This is a genomic window from Lacticaseibacillus pantheris DSM 15945 = JCM 12539 = NBRC 106106, from assembly GCF_001591865.1.
In the GTDB taxonomy this organism is placed as follows: domain Bacteria; phylum Bacillota; class Bacilli; order Lactobacillales; family Lactobacillaceae; genus Lacticaseibacillus; species Lacticaseibacillus pantheris.
Genome location: NZ_BCVS01000041.1, coordinates 1 through 18,753 on the forward strand (window position 1 = coordinate 1; position 18,753 = coordinate 18,753).

At 54.9% G+C, this 18,753-nt stretch carries 16 protein-coding genes; 13 read left to right on the top strand and 3 right to left on the bottom strand.

From position 1 onward, the window contains the following. Positions 1–575: 575 nt before the first annotated feature. Positions 576–1,988, top strand: a complete 1,413-nt coding sequence (locus tag LPA02S_RS05860) for a Mur ligase family protein (RefSeq protein WP_082607916.1) — start codon at positions 576–578, stop codon at positions 1,986–1,988. A gap of 62 nt (positions 1,989–2,050) precedes the next feature. On the opposite strand, the gene LPA02S_RS05865 is transcribed toward LPA02S_RS05860, so the two are convergent. After that, on the bottom strand, positions 2,051–3,223 hold the full coding sequence (locus tag LPA02S_RS05865; protein WP_056956842.1) for a GGDEF domain-containing protein: 1,173 nt from the start codon (positions 3,221–3,223) through the stop codon (positions 2,051–2,053). A gap of 198 nt (positions 3,224–3,421) precedes the next feature. Between LPA02S_RS05865 and LPA02S_RS05870 the strand changes: the two genes are divergently transcribed. The 5 genes from LPA02S_RS05870 (at position 3,422) to LPA02S_RS11665 (ending at position 8,538) form a co-directional block, all read left to right on the top strand. Continuing rightward, positions 3,422–4,078, top strand: a complete 657-nt coding sequence (locus tag LPA02S_RS05870; RefSeq protein ID WP_054649608.1) for a histidine phosphatase family protein — start codon at positions 3,422–3,424, stop codon at positions 4,076–4,078. A gap of 21 nt (positions 4,079–4,099) precedes the next feature. After that, positions 4,100–4,750 (top strand): histidine phosphatase family protein, encoded by a 651-nt coding sequence (locus LPA02S_RS05875; RefSeq protein ID WP_056956841.1) that lies wholly within the window; start codon positions 4,100–4,102, stop codon positions 4,748–4,750. A gap of 101 nt (positions 4,751–4,851) precedes the next feature. Further along, positions 4,852–6,174, top strand: a complete 1,323-nt coding sequence (locus LPA02S_RS05880; protein WP_054649612.1) for a C1 family peptidase — start codon at positions 4,852–4,854, stop codon at positions 6,172–6,174. 58 nt (positions 6,175–6,232) lie between these two features. Continuing rightward, on the top strand, positions 6,233–7,573 hold the full coding sequence (locus LPA02S_RS05885) for a C1 family peptidase (protein WP_054649614.1): 1,341 nt from the start codon (positions 6,233–6,235) through the stop codon (positions 7,571–7,573). 794 nt (positions 7,574–8,367) lie between these two features. After that, positions 8,368–8,538: a hypothetical protein gene (locus LPA02S_RS11665; protein ID WP_156302063.1), complete on the top strand. Its 171-nt coding sequence runs from the start codon at positions 8,368–8,370 to the stop codon at positions 8,536–8,538. 59 nt (positions 8,539–8,597) lie between these two features. On the opposite strand, the gene rpiA is transcribed toward LPA02S_RS11665, so the two are convergent. Together rpiA and LPA02S_RS05895 are read right to left on the bottom strand one after the other, a co-directional pair. Beyond that, positions 8,598–9,284, bottom strand: a complete 687-nt coding sequence (gene rpiA, locus LPA02S_RS05890) for a ribose-5-phosphate isomerase RpiA (RefSeq protein WP_056956840.1) — start codon at positions 9,282–9,284, stop codon at positions 8,598–8,600. Then, positions 9,284–9,598 (bottom strand): GNAT family N-acetyltransferase, encoded by a 315-nt coding sequence (locus LPA02S_RS05895; RefSeq protein WP_054649616.1) that lies wholly within the window; start codon positions 9,596–9,598, stop codon positions 9,284–9,286. Before LPA02S_RS05895 ends, rpiA begins: the two co-directional genes overlap by 1 nt. Positions 9,599–9,887: 289 nt before the next feature. On the opposite strand from LPA02S_RS05895, the gene LPA02S_RS05900 reads away from it, so the two are divergent. From LPA02S_RS05900 to LPA02S_RS05930, 7 genes are all read left to right on the top strand, one after another. Then, positions 9,888–10,427 (top strand): dCTP deaminase/dUTPase family protein, encoded by a 540-nt coding sequence (locus tag LPA02S_RS05900; protein WP_054649618.1) that lies wholly within the window; start codon positions 9,888–9,890, stop codon positions 10,425–10,427. A 31-nt stretch (positions 10,428–10,458) separates the two neighbouring features. Then, the gene (gene radA / locus LPA02S_RS05905) at positions 10,459–11,847 is read left to right on the top strand and encodes a DNA repair protein RadA (protein WP_056956839.1); all 1,389 of its coding nucleotides are present in this window, start codon (positions 10,459–10,461) and stop codon (positions 11,845–11,847) included. A 272-nt stretch (positions 11,848–12,119) separates the two neighbouring features. Next, entirely contained in the window at positions 12,120–13,355 is a 1,236-nt protein-coding gene (locus tag LPA02S_RS05910; RefSeq protein WP_082405342.1) for a PIN/TRAM domain-containing protein, read from the top strand. A 43-nt stretch (positions 13,356–13,398) separates the two neighbouring features. Further along, positions 13,399–14,121, top strand: coding sequence for a sulfite exporter TauE/SafE family protein (locus LPA02S_RS05915; RefSeq protein WP_338043279.1), 723 nt, complete (start codon positions 13,399–13,401; stop codon positions 14,119–14,121). A 384-nt stretch (positions 14,122–14,505) separates the two neighbouring features. Beyond that, positions 14,506–15,972 (top strand): glutamate--tRNA ligase, encoded by a 1,467-nt coding sequence (gltX, locus tag LPA02S_RS05920; protein WP_420835966.1) that lies wholly within the window; start codon positions 14,506–14,508, stop codon positions 15,970–15,972. 136 nt (positions 15,973–16,108) lie between these two features. Continuing rightward, positions 16,109–18,136: a putative glycosyltransferase family protein gene (locus LPA02S_RS05925; RefSeq protein WP_054649620.1), complete on the top strand. Its 2,028-nt coding sequence runs from the start codon at positions 16,109–16,111 to the stop codon at positions 18,134–18,136. 21 nt (positions 18,137–18,157) lie between these two features. Next, positions 18,158–18,625, top strand: coding sequence for an NUDIX hydrolase (locus tag LPA02S_RS05930; protein WP_054649622.1), 468 nt, complete (start codon positions 18,158–18,160; stop codon positions 18,623–18,625). The last annotated feature ends 128 nt before the right edge of the window (positions 18,626–18,753 follow it).

An 18,753-nucleotide genomic window follows, 5' to 3' on the forward strand; every position in this document is an offset into this window, starting at 1 on the left:
GCAGTGGTTACCGCTCCGGCCCACACGCCTTCACTCACCAATCCGACCGACTCGGCCTTACACTAATGTAGTAAAAACGTCTCCGGGCACGACGCTCCCGTTCCCAAGACTACCCAGGAATGTACCACTGTTTAGTGGTTGTTCCGTGTATGCCCTAACGCTTCACGCTTAAGGAGGCGGATGAACCGGTGCCAGTATAAGGATGTATCAGCGCGATACTAGATTCTGAGAATGCTACTTTGCAAACTACAGATGATCCGGAAGTTAGCTAAATGTATACGATCTAACGGGTGCCGGCAAAGTGGTGGCGGGGTGGAGGCGACTGAACCCGGAGTTATGACCGCTACCGGGGTGTAACGTTCTTACAGCTTTAGCCGTTAGAACGCGACGAACTTTGAGACTGGCTGGTGGTTTTCCAGACAGGCTCAAAGTCGCACCGGAAACTCGCGTACTTTGCGAGTTGGAGGTTTCGCCCCAAAAGCGGTCATGACGGAGCGGTTCACAAAGCCGCAACCCCGCCACCGCTTTGTCTGCACGAACCGCAAGACTAATTTAAAACCACCAGTACCGGAACTATGCTAGAATTAACAGAGTTAATTACGGATGTGGGGGATGGAACTATCACAACTGAAAATCCAATTCGGTCCGCGACCGCGCGTGGCCTAGCGCGTTTGTCATACGGTATTTTGCACGGCATCTTCAAAGGGGGATCCGCCTTCCCTGGTAACCTCGCAGCACGAATCGATCCGGACGTACTGCGCGGCCTGGCGCGGGACTACGACGTGATCATCGTCACGGGGACGAACGGCAAGACGCTCACCACCAGTATGATCGTCAAGGCTTTGCGCCAGCAGTATCCCGACCTCATGACGAACCCGACCGGTAGCAACATGATGAGTGGCATCATTTCCGCCTTCATCGCTCAGGGACGGCACAAGGGTCAGGACCGGGGACTCGCGGTGCTTGAAGTCGATGAGGCCAACGTGGCGCCGGTATCGGCGTTGGTGAACGTTAAAGCTTACGTACTGACCAACATTTTCCGTGACCAGATGGACCGGTACGGCGAGTTTTATACTACCTACCAAAAGATCCTCGATGGTATCGAGATGCATCCTGATGCGTTGGTGGTGGCCAACGGCGATGCGCCCATCTTTAGTTCACGCGAACTCAAGAACCCAATGCGTTACTACGGCTTTGACACCGGCCGCCATGACAACCTCCTCGCCCCACCAAACACTGACGGCGTGCTGTGTCCGCGGTGCGAGCACATTTTGCACTACAAGGAACGGACTTACAGCAACCTGGGAAACTTTTTCTGTCCTAACTGTGGCTTTGCCCGGCCCGAGCTGGCGTACCACGTGTCCGGCGTGACCGAGCAGACGCCGACCAGTTCGACGTTCACCATCGATCAGCAGAACTTCACCCTCAACATTGGTGGCCTCTACAACGTGTATAACGCGCTCGCCGCGTACAGCGTGGCCGCCGAATTTGGTGTCACTCCGGCGCAAATGGCCGACGCCTTTGCCTACGACGAGAAGGTGTTCGGACGTCAGGAAGAAATCATCATTGACGGGAAGCGCGTCACGCTGGTGCTCGTGAAGAATCCGGTGGGGCTCAACCAGGTGCTCGACATGATTGGGCACGATGACCAGGATTTCGCGCTGGCCGTGTTACTGAACGCCAATTACGCCGACGGTATTGATACCTCATGGATTTGGGACGGCAACTTTGAGGAGTTCGTCCATGACCACCAGCAGAGCAGCTACATGGTGGGTGGCGAACGCTACAAAGACATTGAGTTACGGATGCAGGTCGCCGGCGTCAAGGCCGATGCGTTGGCGACGGCGCCCGACCTGAATAACGTGGTGGACTGGGTCAAAGGCGTACCAGAACAGCACGTGTACCTGCTGGCAACCTATACGGCTGTCCTGCAAATGCGGAAGCACCTAGCCGACGGTGGCTATATCGCCGCGGGGTTCAACGCTTAGCAATAGAAAAAAAGTATTACGTCAACCGCGAATTGCGTCGGTCAGCGTAATACTTTTTTGTCCTATTCACGAGCCTGCACCCGTTGTGCCTGACCAATCGTGATACCGCGAATCGTAATGGCGTTGCGGCCGTGATTCTTCGAGCTGTAGAGGTATTTGTCCGCGCGTTTGTAGATGTCCAGGTAGTTGCGATCGTCGGCAACGGACCGGTCCTGCCCGATCGATACGGTAATGTGAAATTCATCCCCGTTTTCCGTGTGGAAGGTGAGGTCACTGAGCGCATCCTTAACGGCGGTCGTATACTCCGTGGCTTTGCCAAAGTCCTCCACGACGTCGATGAGGAGGAAGCTAAATTCTTCGCCGCCGGTGCGGTAGGTTTGTGCGGGATAATCAAAGTTGGCGACGACTTGCTCTAGCCGCTTTGCGACCGCCTGCAGTATCGTGTTCCCGGACACGTGGCCGTACGTGTCGTTGACGCGCTTGAAGTGGTCAATGTCAAAGGTATAGAGTGCGTACAATTCACCGTGATCCTGTAGCCGGTCAAACGCAGCGTGCAGATCGGCGTCAAACACCCGAAAGTTTTTTAAACTGGTCAGGTCGTCAATCTGAGCCTCACTCACCAGTGCGGCTTCGTGATTTCGGCGGGCCACAAACCGGTAGTGAGTTTGCCACAGGCACCATAAGATAATGGTCAGGGTAATGACCTGCCACGGCCAACCGACGTCAATACCATCGAGCGATAGCCAATTCGCCAGAAAAAACGGCGCCATGAATAAAAAGCCGAACGGATAGTAGGTCAGTGCGCGTCGGCCAATGGTGGGGCCGAAACGCGTGGCGACGTACATCAGGACCAGTGAACATGCCGCCATCAGGGGCCATGTTGGAACCCGCGGTATCCACCAGTACCAGCCGACTACGACGAGACTGGTAAAGTAAAGTACCAGTCGTTGCCGCGAACTGAGCAGGGCGTACAGCAAAGTTGCGCCCTGAAAGTTGAGGTACGTCCAGCCGTAGCCTATCGGATTGTTTTGCGCGGCCATCGACAGTACGGACGAAAAATGGAATAGCACAACAAAAGCGATGGTGACGGCCACGAGCGCCGGCTGTCGCCACCTTTGCCAGCGTGGAGTGATGCTCCGCGTGTTTTGTAGCCAGTTAAAAAGCAGGGCGTACCCCACCAATACCAATATGTTAGTAATATATGTAGTCGTCCGTAATCCCCATGATACGAGCATGCGCGACTCCCCCTAAACCAAAAGTTTCCCCATGCGCTAATATAACATACTAGGGAAATAATTGGCTTGAATCGATAAAATAATAATGACGGTCATGCGGGATTGTTCTCCGGCAGATGCTTTACGTTACTTGTTGGTGTGCGCTTACAGTTGAATTCGTTATAATGGGCGTGTTAGTAAAACTTGGAGGTGGGTATTTTGGCGTACTTGTACTTGGTTAGACACGGTGAAACCCAGATCAACGCGCAGGGGCGGTTCAATGGCGGCGGGGTGGACACACCCCTCACTGCCAAAGGGGTAGCGAGTGCGCAGCAGCTGGGCCAGATGCTCCGGCCGGTCACCTTTGCCCGCATTGAAGTTTCTCCCCAGCAGCGGGCTATCAGTACGGCCAAACTCATTGAGGGGCCGGATACGCCGATGACGGTTGATGACCGCCTGCGGGAAATGCGGCTGGGTGACTGGGACGGCCAGCCGGGCGACTTTGCGCGCAGTTTTGCGGAGTACGACGACTACTTTCACCACCCGGACCGCTTTGACGGCCACGCGATTCACGCCGAGACGTATCAGGAAATGGTGGACCGCGCCACGGCCGCGTACCGTGACGCTGTCGCCGGACTGGGCGAGGAGGACCGTGCGCTCATCGTGGCGCATGGCATCTTGCTGTCCATTGTCAGTCAGGTGGTGACCGGCACGCCTTTGGGTCAAACCCGCGACCAGCCGTTACTCGCGAACACCAGCGTATCCGTGTTGCAAAACGATGCGGCGGGCTGGTACAAAGTCGCGTGGGGTGTGACCCCGGCGTCGTTGCCGCAACAGTCAGAGGCGGTACGGCAGCTGTTTATGGACGAACATTAATGTATAGCAAAGGGGAAGACAATGGCATATTTGTACCTAGTACGACACGGGGAGACACTATTGAACGCAGACGACCGGGTTAACGGTGGCACCGTTGATAGTCCGTTGACGGCCAAAGGGGTGGCGAGCGCCCGGGCGTTGGGGGAGTTGCTGGGCAACGTCCACTTTGACCGCATCATCAGTTCACCGTTACCCCGCGCGTTGGCGACCACCAAGCTAGTTGTAGGCGCGGACGTACCGATAATTACGGATCGCCGGCTCCGTGAGATGACGTTGGGCGATTGGGACGGGCTCCCGGTCGCAATGATTGCAAACGACGCCGAGTTTCACCACTTCAACGAGCACCTCGACGCGTTTGACCCCGCACCGATGCACGCGGAGCCGATTCCGGAGTTATGGCAGCGCGGGCAGGCGGCGTTACGCGCGGCCGTGGCGGGTGTGCCTGATGACGGCCGGGTGCTCGTCGTGGCGCACGCCATTATCCTCACGTTACTAGCGCGAGTGCTGACGGGTACCACCACCATCGATGCGTCGCGGGTCGATGGTGAACTCGCCAACACTAGCGTGACGGTGCTGCAGACCGACCAGACCGAGTGGACGAAGCTCGCGTGGGAGGTTACCCCGGACCGCGCCGATCAGCTGTCGGTGGACCAACTGCGGCTCTTTAATTAACAGTCACTTTGTGCTCATACGTTTTTAACGCTAATCATTTCAAACACTCACAAAAAGGCGTACACTAATTTTGATTACTATTTCAATAAGGGGGTCTTTAGGTGAGTAAAGCTATTTCATTAGCGCAAGTGCAACAGTACCGTGACGAGTTGGCTAAGGTTCCGGGTGCAGCGGCTTTGTCCCGCGCGGTTCAAAACGTGGGTATTAAGGCGGCCAGCCACCAGAACCTCGAACAGTCGGCCTTTGCACCCGTATTTTCCGATGAGGTGGACACTGGGGCGGTGACGAACCAAAAACATAGCGGGCGCTGCTGGATGTTTGCGGAGTTGAACACGATGCGTCATGCCGTGGCGGGTAAGCTCGGTGTGCGCGACCTAGAGTTTTCGCAGGCGTTTTTGGCCTTCTACGATCGGTTGGAAAAATCCAACGAGTTTCTCGAACACATGATTGCTACCGTGTCTGAGCCCACCGGTAGTCGCGAGGTGGACTGGTACCTCAACTGGGGCAACGGGGACGGCGGTCAGTACGAAAACGCCACGGCCCTCATTGCCAAGTACGGTGTGGTGCCAAAGTCGGTGATGCCGGAGACTTACAACAGTGCCAATACGACCGGGTTAAACGCCACGCTCAACCTCAAATTGCGCCAGGACGCGGTTGCGCTGCGCCAGGCGTTCGCTGATGGTGCGGATGAGGACCAGTTGCGGAGCCAAAAAGAGGAACAGCTCGGCGTAATTTACCGGATTCTGGCTATGGCCTACGGTGAACCGCCCCGCTCATTCGACTTTGAGTATCGCGACGACCAGCATCAGTATCATCGGGTGACCGGCCTGACCCCCAAGAGTTTCTTTGACCAGTATTTGGGTTGGGACTTCGACCAGTACGTCATGTTAATTAGTACGAACGCGACTGGTAAGGAATATTGGCACAGCTACACGTTGCCCGCTCAGGACCACGTGGTTGGTGGCCGCAACATTGTCTGGGTGAACGTACCCCAGTCGGTGTTGGAGCAGGCCAGTGTGGACCAGATACGGGGCGGCGAGACCGTGTGGTTTGGTAACGATGTACTGGCTGATTCGGACCGGCAAAGTGGGACTTTGGCGGGTGGACTGTACGCGCAGGGTGAACTGTTCGGCGTTGATTTCGGTATGGACGTCGGGACGCGCTTCGATACGCACCAAGCCGAAGTGAGTCACGCAATGGTTTTGACCGGCGTCGACTTGGTGGACGGTCAACCCACCAAGTGGAAGGTGGAAAATTCTTGGGGCAAGGAAAACGGCCACGACGGGTACTTTGTGGCCGACGAGCAGTGGTACCGCGATTATACGTATTCCGTTGCGATCAACCGTCAGTACCTGCCGCAAGCCGTGCTCAACGTATTGGCGCAGACCCCAACCGAATTAGCGCCGTGGGACCCGCTCGCATAATTTTCTCATTTTGTGCTAAACTACGGTTACGTTGAATTTTTTGAGGAGGAATTATCTGATGGCAAAAGCAATCACGTCCGCAAACTTGGACCAGTACGCCCAGGACTTTGCGGCGACACCCGCAGCACCGGCTTTGCAGAAAGCAGTCATGAACAACGGCATTTTGAAGGTGGCCGAGAACACCGACAGTAAGGTGGCCATGACGCCAACCTTCTCCGTGGAACTCGATACCGGTGCCGTGGCTAACCAGAAGCAGTCCGGTCGTTGCTGGATGTTCGCTGCCCTGAACACGATGCGTCACTCGATTCAGGCTCAGTTTAAGATTAAGGACTTTGAGTTGTCCCAAAACTTCACGTTCTTCTGGGACAAGTTTGAAAAGTCGAACTACTTCTACGAAAACATCATCGCCACGGCGGACCAGCCAACGGATTCACGCAAAGTGGCATTTTTGTTGACCACGCCACAGCAGGATGGTGGTCAATGGGACATGTTGACGGCCATTATCGACAAGTACGGGATCGTGCCTAAGTCGGTGATGCCTGAAACCTACAGCTCCAGCAAGAGTGCGGAACTCAACGCGACTTTGAACCTGAAGCTGCGCAAAGACGCTGTGGCACTGCGCAAGTTGGTAAACGACGGCGCGAGTGAGGATGACATTGCGGCGACGAAGAGCAAGTTCTTGTCCGAGGACTACCGTATCTTGGCCTACACGTTGGGTAACCCACCAACCAAGTTTGACTTTGAATACCGCGATGACGACAAGGAATACCACCGTGACGCTGACTTGACGCCGAAGAGTTTCTACGACAAGTACATCGGCTGGGATTTGGACCAGTACCAGTCCGTTATTCAGGCACCAACTGACGACAAGCCATACAACCACCTGTACACGGTGGAAATGTTGGGCAACGTGTTGGGCGGTCGCGAAGTACGCCACCTGAACTTGTCCATCGAGGACTTCAAGGCTGCAGCCATCAAGCAGTTGGAAGCCGGCGAGTCCGTGTGGTTCGGTAGTGATGTGGGTAAGGAATCCGACCGTCAGTTGGGTATCCTGGACACGAACATCTACGACCAGGATGGCCTGTTTAACACCAGCTTCCAGATGACCAAGGCAGAACGTTTGGACTACGCGCAGAGCCTGATGACTCACGCCATGGTCTTGACGGGTGTGGACTTGGTTAACGGCAAGCCAACGAAGTGGAAGGTCGAAAACTCCTGGGGTGACAAGGTCGGCGAGAAGGGCTACTTTGTGGCTTCCGACGACTGGTTCGACAACTACGTTTACCAGGTTGTGATTAACAAGCAGTTCCTGTCCGATGACATCAACGCCGTCATCAAAAAGGAATACGACCAGCCAACGTTGCTGGCACCATGGGACCCAATGGGTGCTTTGGCATAACCACATTGAAGGAGCCGACACGGTGAGTGTCGGCTCCTTTTGGTTAGGTGGGGTGCGAACACGCGAGCGGGGTTGGGGGTTGCGGCTTACGTGCCCTACGCCGTGATTGCTACACCCGCACGCTCCAGCCCGTGCCGGGCTTCCCGCGATTCTTTGAACCCGAAAATCGCGGTCTCAAAGAATTGCCGCCGTACGTCACTTCGTTCCTACGGCGCTCTGGGGTCGCAGCAACCACGTCTCCGGGCACGACGCCTCCACCCCCAACCCCGCCCGCGGGTTCCCGATACAGTGTGGTCGCAAGAGGGTGCTACGTCAGTTGTGAAAAGCTCTAAAAAGTGGGTTTTCGGGAATGATGGTACAATTTTGTCATCTACTCCGCACTAACTGATGGGTAGATTTGAAAGCGATGGCCCTGTTCTTTATAAAATTTGGCAATTACCGGAAGGTTCACACTGTCCACCTGGGCTACATGCACACGCCTTATGCAACAAGGTTGATCATTTTGCGTAATATCAAAGTAATTATGCTTTGTCTTGCTTGTTCCAGTGGTTATTAGTGGTTCTATGTTGGGCGTTGCGGTCTGGTGGTGGAGGTTGAGCGGGTGGCCTCTGCGCCGGCTTCGCGGTAGCCCGGTACGGGCGTGAGCGTGAGGTTTGTAGCTTCGGTCGCAGAGGCCACCCGCTCAACCGGAACCAGCAGACCACAACGCCCAGCCAATAGAACCAGAACAATACCACACCCCCATCGAAGTAGTAGAATGAGGATATTGATACAGCCCACAGAAGGAGAGCCTGATGAAGTATATTGCGTACATCGCGTTGCTATTACTGACCGTGTTTCTGAGCCCGCTGCTGAGCAGTCTGGTGCCACAGTACTCACTCTGGTGGTGGGTCATCGTGGTGGTTTATCTACTCATTATTGGGGCCGTGTACGCGGCCATCGAAAATGGAAGTCGTAAACGCTGACGGAACCAAAATGACGGTTATCCCCGTAACCAGGATAGCCGTCATTAACTTTGTCCATTCTACCGTCCGGCGTTAAGCACCTCAGCGCCCGACTCGGTACCCACCACGACTTTGTTCACGATATCCAAGAACAGTCCGTGCTCCAAGATTCCCGTCTGGGCGTCCAAAAATTGGGCGAGCAGGTGAGGGTGGGCGATTTTGCCCACGTGTAGATCGAGGACGTAGTTACCGTTATGGGTTGTGACCAGCTCGCCCGCATCATTGCGGCGCCAAACCGGGTTGAGTCCCTCGGCCGCCAACCGCCGTTCGACCTGCGTGTGACCAAAGGGGATGACTTCGGTCGGCAGCGGGAAGGCGCCCAGCGTGTCGACGAGTTTGCTACTGTCGACAATCCAGATGTTTTGCGCACTCGTCGTGGCGACCATCTTCTCCAGCGTGTGGGCGGCCCCGCCCCCCTTGATGCCCTGGAAATGGCGGTCGATTTCATCGGCGCCGTCAATAGTCAGGTCAATATGGTCGGTATCATCAATACCAATCATGGGAATTCCTAGTTCTTTGGCCTGGGTTTCGGTACGGCTGCTGGTGGAAACACCCGTAATGTGTAGGTGTTCTTCCCGTACGCGGCGAGCAATGGCTTCAACCAGGAAGAAGACGGTTGACCCCGTACCGAGCCCCAAAGTCATGCCGTCCTCGACAAAGTCGACGGCGCGTTCAGCCGCAACTTTTTTCAGTGCACTTTGATCCATTATTTGTTCTCCTTTGCTTGTTCCAGTTCGGTCGGTGTGTGGCGCAATACGTCAGCGTACTCTGGGCGACGCTGAAACTCCGCGCGTGCAAATGTACACAGGGGCTCGATTTTGAGCTGATGACGTCGTGCGTGGTCGACCACCAGCTTAACGAGTCTACCGGCAATACCCTGTCCACGCAGGCTGGGGTCTACAAAGGTGTGGTCGATGCTGATGGCGTGACCGTCATCGATACTGGTGTACGTAACTTCTGCGGTTAGCTGACCTTCCTCGCCGGTGAGAAAGTATCGGCCGTGCTCATGTTGAAAGTCCATGTTGTGCCTCCGTTCGTCGTTTCTGCGTATAGTTTACCATGTTCCCAGGGTGGTTGATGACAGCAAAGGCGATTGCCCCCCCAAAAAAAAATTTACTACACACAAGGTCGCCAATGACGTCATTGGACGAATAAATGCGAAATTACACTTTGAACGGTGCTCCGAACTTGTCTGCCGCGACAAATGTTTAAGCTATGGTTTGTCCGTCGAAATATACGGGTACCACCGGACGTAATTGGTATATGGTATCCTTATCTCAATCAACAATTGTTACCCACAGGAGGAAAAAATGTCAAAACGTGGATTCGCAATCGTGTCTAAATATGCAGACGATGGCTTGCAGCTACCCGTGCGTTCAACCCAGAACGCGGCCGGCTACGACTTCTTTGCCCGCGAGGATTTTGTGCTTAAAAGTGTGTGGCGCTATGACTTTATCCGGTTATTCCGCCTCATTCGTAACGAACACCCGCTCACTGACAATGACTTTCAGCGGGCCAGCTCCGTCCTCAAACCGCAGCTGGTACCAACGGGCATTAAGGCGTTTATGCAACCAGACGAAGTGCTTGTACTCGCCAACCGTAGCAGTAACCCGCTCAAGCGCGGTCTGATTTTGCCTAACGGTATCGGGGTCGTTGACGCTGATTATTACAACAATGCGGATAATGAGGGGGAAATTTTCTTCCAGCTGGTGAACCTTGGACCGCGAACCAAAGTCATCAAGAAGGGTGAGCGCATTGGTCAAGGTATCTTCATGCCGTTCCTGACGGCCGATGGTGATGAGGGTGGTCTCCACCAGCGTAACGGCGGCTTTGGCTCGACCGGTAACTAACGTGACGACGAATTGAAAGTGGGGATGAAGAATGGCTAAGGCCAGAACGAGATATGTGTGTCAGAACTGTGGCTACGTGTCGGCCTCGTACGTTGGTCGTTGCCCCGATTGTGGTGGGTGGAATACCCTGATTGAGGAGACCGTCACCACCACGAGTAGTACCAGCACTAAAAGTCAGCCACGCCAAACTGTGAGTGGTAACCAGGTGCGTCCACAGAAAATGAATGCGGTCACCGCTACCCGCGAGCGACGCATTACTACTAACCTCAAAGAACTCAACCGGGTGTTGGGCGGTGGGGTAGTGCCCGGTTCACTCATCCTGATTGGTGGGGATCCTGGTATCGGGAAGTCGACTTTGCTGCTGCAAGTTTCCGGACAGCTAGCCGCGGAGCACGGCACCGTGCTGTACGTGTCGGGGGAAGAAAGTGCCAGTCAGATTAAACTCCGCGCGGACCGTTTGGGCGTAGCCAATTCGGGGATGTACCTTTACCCCGAAACCGACATGCCCGCCATCCAGCAAGCCATTGATGACATGCACCCCGACTTTGTGGTGATTGATTCCGTGCAGACCATGAACGTTCCGGACATGAACTCCGCGATCGGTTCCGTGAGCCAGATTCGTGAGGTGACCAGCGAGCTGATGAGGATTGCCAAGAGCCAGGGCATCACCATCTTTGTGGTGGGTCATGTGACCAAAGAGGGCTCGATTGCCGGACCCAAGATGTTGGAGCACATGGTGGACACCGTCCTCTACTTTGAAGGGGACATGCACCACACTTACCGGATACTGCGGTCCGTGAAGAACCGTTTCGGTAGCACCAACGAAATTGGCATCTTCGAGATGCGTAATGATGGGCTGCAAGAGGTCGCTAATCCGTCCGAAATTTTCCTGGAGGAACGGATGCAGGGGGCTACTGGTTCGGCCGTCGTCGTGTCGATGGAGGGTACCCGGCCCATCCTCGTGGAAATACAGGCCCTCATTACCCCCACGCTGTTTGGCAACGCCAAGCGCACTAGCAGTGGGATTGACCGCAATAAGGCCAGCCTGATTATGGCGGTGCTGGAAAAGCGGGCGGACGTCATGCTCCAGAATCAGGACGCCTACCTGAAGGCAACCGGTGGTGTCCGTTTGGATGAACCGGCGATTGATCTGGCGGTGGCGATGGCTATCGTTAGTTCATACCGCGATGTGGAGATTGCCGCCACCGATGCGTTCGTGGGTGAAATCGGCCTGACGGGTGAGGTGCGGCGTGTGAACCGGATTGAAGACCGGGTCAAAGAAGCGGCGAAACTCGGCTTCAAGCGGATCTTTGTGCCGCGGAATAACCTGCACGGTTGGGATGTGCCCACCGACATCGACGTCGTGGGTGTCACCAGTGTGTCCGAGGCGCTGCAAAAGGTGTTCGGACGGCGTTCGTGATTTAATTTTGGTACCTGCAAGGCTAATTATGACCCGGGAAATTATTTCCCGGGTCATAATTAGCCTTTTTACGGTCGCGAGCAGTCAATATGTTTTTGTGTTGGCCGTCACTGCGAATGGTCCGAACAAACATTGTTAAAATTACGTGTACACTTTTGTCCAGACGGTCGCCTGTATCGATGATAAGGGCTAAAATGTAACCTAGGTAGTTGTCTTGCTCAGCTACCAATACACGAGTATTGCGTGTAAATCTTATTGGAGGAGGAAAGTACATGCAGAAACGAATTATCACCGCAATTTTTGCGGTTTTAGGTATCCCGGCCGGAATTGCCGTTATGCCCCGAGTGTGGGCATTAGCAGGTATGGATCAGAACGAACTATTTAATAACTTTATTGTTAATGCAATTATTGGCGCCTTATTCTTTATCGTTCTGGCCTTTTTGCTTGCAGGCGTGATCATGCGCCTAATCGCACGTGCTGACCAATTTTTGAGCGACAAATCGCCGACCTACATCTTATTCGGTAGTCTATCGACGATTGTGGGCCTGATTTTGGCGACGCTGATTTCGCAATTGATTTTCTTTCGGTTGCCCAACGGCTTTTTGTCCACAGTCCCACCCATCATCTTGATGATTATTTTTGGTTACTTAGGTTTCCGGGTGGGGACCACCCGGCGGCATGAGTGGCGGCGGTTATTGATGACGATGCGGCGGAACAATAACGATGCCAAACCAAAGCCGGACATTAGTCAGGCTGATGACGTTGAGGGGGTAGCATTCCACCAGTACAAAATCCTGGACACCAGTGTCATCATTGATGGACGCATCCAGGCGTTAGCCAAGACGGGGTTCATCGAGGGCACGCTGTTGGTACCCAACTTTGTACTCCACGAACTGCAGCTGATTAGTGATTCGGCGGACAGCTTGAAGCGTGAACGCGGACGCCGGGGGCTCGACATCCTTAACCAAATGCAGAAGGACAAGAACATCCGGATTGAGATGACGGATTCGGACTTTGAAGGTTCGCGCGAGGTTGACGGCAAGCTGCTCAAATTGGCCAAGGAAATGGATGCCGTCGTGGTGTCCAATGACTATAACTTGGGCAAAGTCAGTGAGTTCCAAAACGTACCAATTCTGAATATCAATGAATTGGCGACCGCGTTGAAGCCGGAAGTAATTCCGGGTGAGGAAATGATGGTGCACATCGTGAAGGCGGGTACCGAGCGCCAGCAAGGTGTTGCGTACATGCCCGAGGGCACCATGGTCGTGGTCGAAGATGGCCAGTACTACATGGACCAGAATCTGCGGGTTATTGTGACTAGTGCCATCCAGACCAACGCCGGCCGGATGATTTTCGCCAAGCCAGCGCACAGCGTTAATCCCTTAGGCAAAGACGTGACTACTGAGGCCACACCAGATCCTGCGGCGGCTGCTAACCAGACCGGCAATGCAGAACCGCAAAATGGGCGTCGTGGTCGGAGTAAAGCGCGCGGTGACAACAAGAATTAAGTAATAGTTGACTGAACGGAGTGGGTGACGGGTGTTGGGGACTTTGGTTTACGTAGTACCAGGCTTTTTTGCCGGCTTGGTGCAGAGCATTACAGGTTTTGGCTCGGGTATTGTGTTGATGACGTTCCTCCCGTTTGTGTTGCCCATTCCCCAAGGCGCGGGGGTATCGACGTTGACAATGTCGGGCCCGAACGCGGCGCTAGTTTGGCGCTACCGGCGTGGAATTCACTGGTTACACATTATTATCCCGTTCATCGTTTACTCAGTAGTGGCGACGGTTGCGGTGCACGTTGGCCAAAACCTGTCGGCACCACTACTGAAGGGGTTGCTGGGCGGACTATTGGTCGCCATTGCAACATATCAGGTGTTGATGCAGTACCGTGGACACACACCCAGCCATATTATTTGGCCGGTTGCGGTGGTGTTCATGGTGGTGTCCGGCTTCTTCAACGGGTTATTCGGCATTGGTGGCCCGCTCATGGCACTGTACTTCTTGACGGAAAGTCGGAGTACAACCGAGTACCTGGCTAGTATTCAGACGTTCTTCATGCTTGACACGGTGTACGTGACCACTTTGCGTTTTAGTCAGGGCATCCTGCAGTTACACCATCTGGGGTTCGTTGCTGTGGGGATGGTTGGCGCGGTACTGGGTACGGTGGTGGCCAACCGGGTGATTGACCGGCTGAACCTCGACCGGGTGCGGCGCATCGTCTACATCTTCATCGGTATCAGTGGACTGTACTACCTCGTTCAGTCGGTTATCTGACGGTTGTGCTAGTGTTGCCGGGTGCTGTGGGGTGCGGCTACGGTAGGGTGGTGCTGGCCGTGATCGGCTACTAGCCTCACGCTCACGCCCGTTCCGGGCTACCGCGAATTGCCATAGCCCGAGAAACCCACTCGGTCTAGCCAATTTGATTCTGTACGTCGGCTACGCCTCCTACAGAACTGCGGGCTTGTAGCCGTCACGGCCAGCACCACCCTCCCTCCGACGCACCCCACGGCACCCTACATTAGTGGGTGCAAAATCCACTCAGCAACCCAAACCTGTAACTGGGCGGTGACAGTGAAGTATGGTACACTTATTATCGGAATTTTTAGTATTATTTAGTAGTCATTAGGAGGCAGAGAATTGGCAGAGCGACCAGTACGTGTGCGCTACGCACCGAGCCCGACCGGACATCTTCACATTGGGAATGCCCGTACGGCTTTATTCAACTATTTGTTTGCACGTCACAACAACGGCACCTTGGTTTTGCGGATTGAAGACACCGACACCAAGCGTAACGTCGCTGACGGTGAAAAAAGCCAGATGGACAACCTCCACTGGTTAGGTATTGACTGGGATGAAGGTCCCGACAAGGGCGGCGACTTTGGCCCTTACCGTCAATCTGAACGCCGCGACATTTACGCACCACTGATTCAGGAATTAGTGGACAAGGGTCTGGCTTACGAATCCTACAAAACTGAGGACGAACTCGAAGCCGAACGTGCGGAACAAAAAGCCAACGGTGAAATGCCGCACTACGTTTACGAATATGCCGGTATGACTGAGGAACAAAAGCAGGCCGCCATCGACGCCGCTAAGGCCAAGGGGCTCGAACCTGTGATTCGTTTCCACATCCCCTCCGACCACAAGTACGAGTGGACCGATATCGTTAAGGGTGACATTAGCATTGACTCCGATTCCATCGGGGGCGACTTTGTCATCCAGAAGCGCGACGGCATGCCGACGTACAACTTTGCCGTGGTTGTTGATGACCACCTGATGGAAATCACCCACGTTCTGCGTGGTGACGACCATATCGCGAACACGCCTAAGCAGATGGCAATTTACGATGCCTTTGGCTGGGAGCACCCCGTCTTTGGGCACATGACGCTGATCATTAACAGCGCCACGGGCAAGAAGCTGTCCAAGCGTGACGAGACCATCCTGCAGTTCATCGAACAATACAAGGAACTGGGCTACCTGCCACAGGCGATGTTTAACTTCATCGCGCTACTTGGCTGGTCACCAAAGGGGGAGAGCGAGCTCTTCTCCAAGAAGCAGTTCATCAAGCAGTTTGATCCGGAGCGCTTGAGCAAGAGTCCCGCTAAGTTTGACCAAAAGAAGTTGGAATGGGTTAACAACCAGTACGTGAAGAAGACCGACATGAACGATATCGCCGGCCTGGCCATGGACAACCTGATTCGTGCGGGTAAAGTTGACGCTGATCCTGACAAGGAACAGATCGAATGGGTACGGCAGGTGGTCAACATTTACCGCGACCAGATGAGTTACACCGCCCAGATTGTGGACGATGCGGACCTGTTCTTTAGTTCGCCGGCCGAACTGGACGACGCCGACCGCGAAGAACTGGCCGACGAACTGGCTTTGCCAGTCATCAAGGCTTTCCAGGCACAGATGCAGACCATCAAGCCGTTCTCCGCGCTGAACATTAAGCGCGCTACGCAAGCGGTACGTGCCGAAACTGGTGCTAACGGGCGTAAGTTGTACATGCCAATTCGCATCGCAACCACCCGGGTAATGCACGGACCACAGTTACCAGAAACTCTGGAACTAATTGGCCGCGACACGGTGCTGGCTAACATTGATTACGTATTAAACGCGCTGAAGTAAGGCGTTATTATGGGGGAGCAACTACGCGCGGAAACGGGCGCAGGGGCCCCCATTTTTTGTTTATTGGGGTGGAGTGGGTAACTGCATACCACTCAACAGCGCTGAATTGATCCGATTGCACAAACAGGAGGTTACTGTGGCACAACAACTATTACGCAAAGTGCGCCGAGCGCGCTGCACGCCGATCATAATTATTGGCCTGGTGGCTCTACTGATGGTGGCTCCCCAACTGTGGAACCACAGCGTGATTTTAGGGATTGATTCCATTTTTCACCTGAACCGCTTCTACGATTCCTACCAACAAATTCGCCACCACGTCTGGAGTTATTTCCAGATGGATTACGGCTTTCAACGGACGGGCCGCGTGGTGAACGCACTTTACGGACCGCTCTTTAGTTATGCGGCGGGGTACCTACTTCTGTGGACCCGGAGTTGGTTAGCGCTGGAAGTGATTTTAGGCTGGCTGGTACTGTTCATCGCCGGTTGCGGAATGTACGTCCTGACACGGAAGACGGGCGTACGGCGACTTTGGGCGACCACGGCGGGATTAGTGTACATGCTGTCCGGCTGGGTGGCGGCGTGGCTGACGACGCAGGAGTTCACGGCATGGGGTGCGGCCCTGATGCCCATCATTTTGTTGGCGGGAGTCCGTATGCTGGAACATCCCGAGCGTCCCGTCCGGGTAGTACCTCTGGCCCTTATTATGGCGATTGTTCTGCAGACGCACGTACTGAGTGCCGTACTGGGCACGTTAGCGTTGGTGCCATTCGTGGTGATTGGCCTGTACCGGACGCCACGCAAATGGCGAATGGTGCTGAATCTATTACTTGCCGTGGGTATGACTTTGGTACTAACCGCTAATGTCTGGGGAGCAATGTTGGAAGTGTACACCAGCGGCCACGTATTAGCCCCGTACGCGCCCAACAACGTCAGCACCTACACCGTGGCGCCATCGTTCGCCAATTACGCGCGGGGCACCATTGACGGCACCGGCTTAGGACTGGTGATGACGTTACTATTTGGTGCGCAAATCATCACGGTCTGCACCCGCTGGCGATCCACACGCGTACTTAACCGGACATTTACGGTGACCGGAGCGGTCTTTTTGCTCATTAGTTCGCGCTTAGTGCCGTGGAACGCGATTGTGGCGCACTGGTCCGGTCTGGGCAACTTTTTGCAGTTTCCCAGCCGGCTATTGGTGGTCGCCGCAACCATGTTGGTTGCCGGCGCCGCGATGACGGTGGGTGACGGGACTTGGTGTTTGGGGCACACCGGCCGACTATGTTGCCGCGCGGCGGGCGTGATGGCTGTGGGCTTGTTGGGTTTGCAGACGGTGGCGGACGTGCAGCACTCCGCCGAGTCGTGGAACAACCCCCAGGTGCTACAGTCACAAAGTAGCATCACGATGAACGCCCCCGACGTGGCAACGATTCGCGAAACATTCGCTGGTCACCATCTGGGCCGCGCGCTCCAGATGGTGGCAAAGGCGACCCCTGATTACCTGCCAGTACCGGCGGCATCCGTCCGGTGGCTGCACGACAATAGCCAGTCAGTGCTGTACCACCAGCAACGGGTGGCCGTCACGAACGATCCCGACGCCAATGAGGGCGCAGTCGGTGGACGGATTAACTCCAAACTGTACAAGCAGCAGCAAGTCGCTTTGGATGATGCGAGCCCGTACAATATTTACTACGCACAGATTATCGCCAACATGCCGCAGTATAGTTACGCCGCGTACGCTAGCGGCGATCCGGAGCAGTATGCGCGTGATGAGGCCAAGAAGGGTGTAACTGTGACGGATGTTGCCGGCATGACCAAGACGACGCGATACCACAAGGCAACTTTGCCTAACGGTGCCCTGGCGACGAGTTGGATGGCTACGGAGAGCGGCGCGGTGCAATTGCCGGTTGTGGCGTACCCGCACACGCAGCTTTGGCTTAACGGTCAGCGGTTACGGCGCAGCGAGTATTCCCGGACGGATATCGGAGCGGTAATTGTGTATGCACGCAAAGGCGCGAACCAACTAGTGCAGCGATACGTGCCGGACAGCTGGTTCAATACCTTGACGCAGATCGTGGTGATTGGTTGGCTGTCGGTAGCGCTTTATGTGGCGGCAGATGCTATACTACGGGTAAGGCGCTGGCATGTGGACCAGCGAGGATAATTTCAAAACAAGGGTGATAACATGGCGGACTACATTCAAATGATTCGTAGCAAAGTGGGACACGAACCGGTGATACTGAACACGGCGGCTGGGATTGTGCTTGATGAGCAGAACCGCATTTTGCTACAGGAACGCAATGGCGAGGATAGCGGCTGGTGTGTGCCGGGCGGTTACCTGGAATATGGTGAAGGCTTCAAGGACGCCGTCATTCGTGAAATGAAGGAGGACACCGGGCTGGACGTCGCGGTGGTGCGGTCACTGGGGATGTTTGATAAGTACTTCATGGAATACCCTAATGGCGACAAGTTGCAGAACTGCGCGCAGTTGTTCCTCGTTCGGGTCGTCGGTGGTAGTTTGGACGACGCTGACCGCGAGGAGACTAAGCGGTGCGAGTACTTTGAATTTAACGACCGGCCGGTAACGTTCATTCAGCAGAACGAAGACATGGTGAACTACGTTGCGGCGCTGGTGGCGACCCACCAACTGTAAACTGATAGCAATGTTGAACTGGGACTCACTCCGGTTAACAATTAACGCACTGGCATCTCCGGATTAGCCCGGGGGTACCAGTGCGTTTGTTTGTGCACTCCTGGCTGGTGGCTGGTCGTACTGGCGTG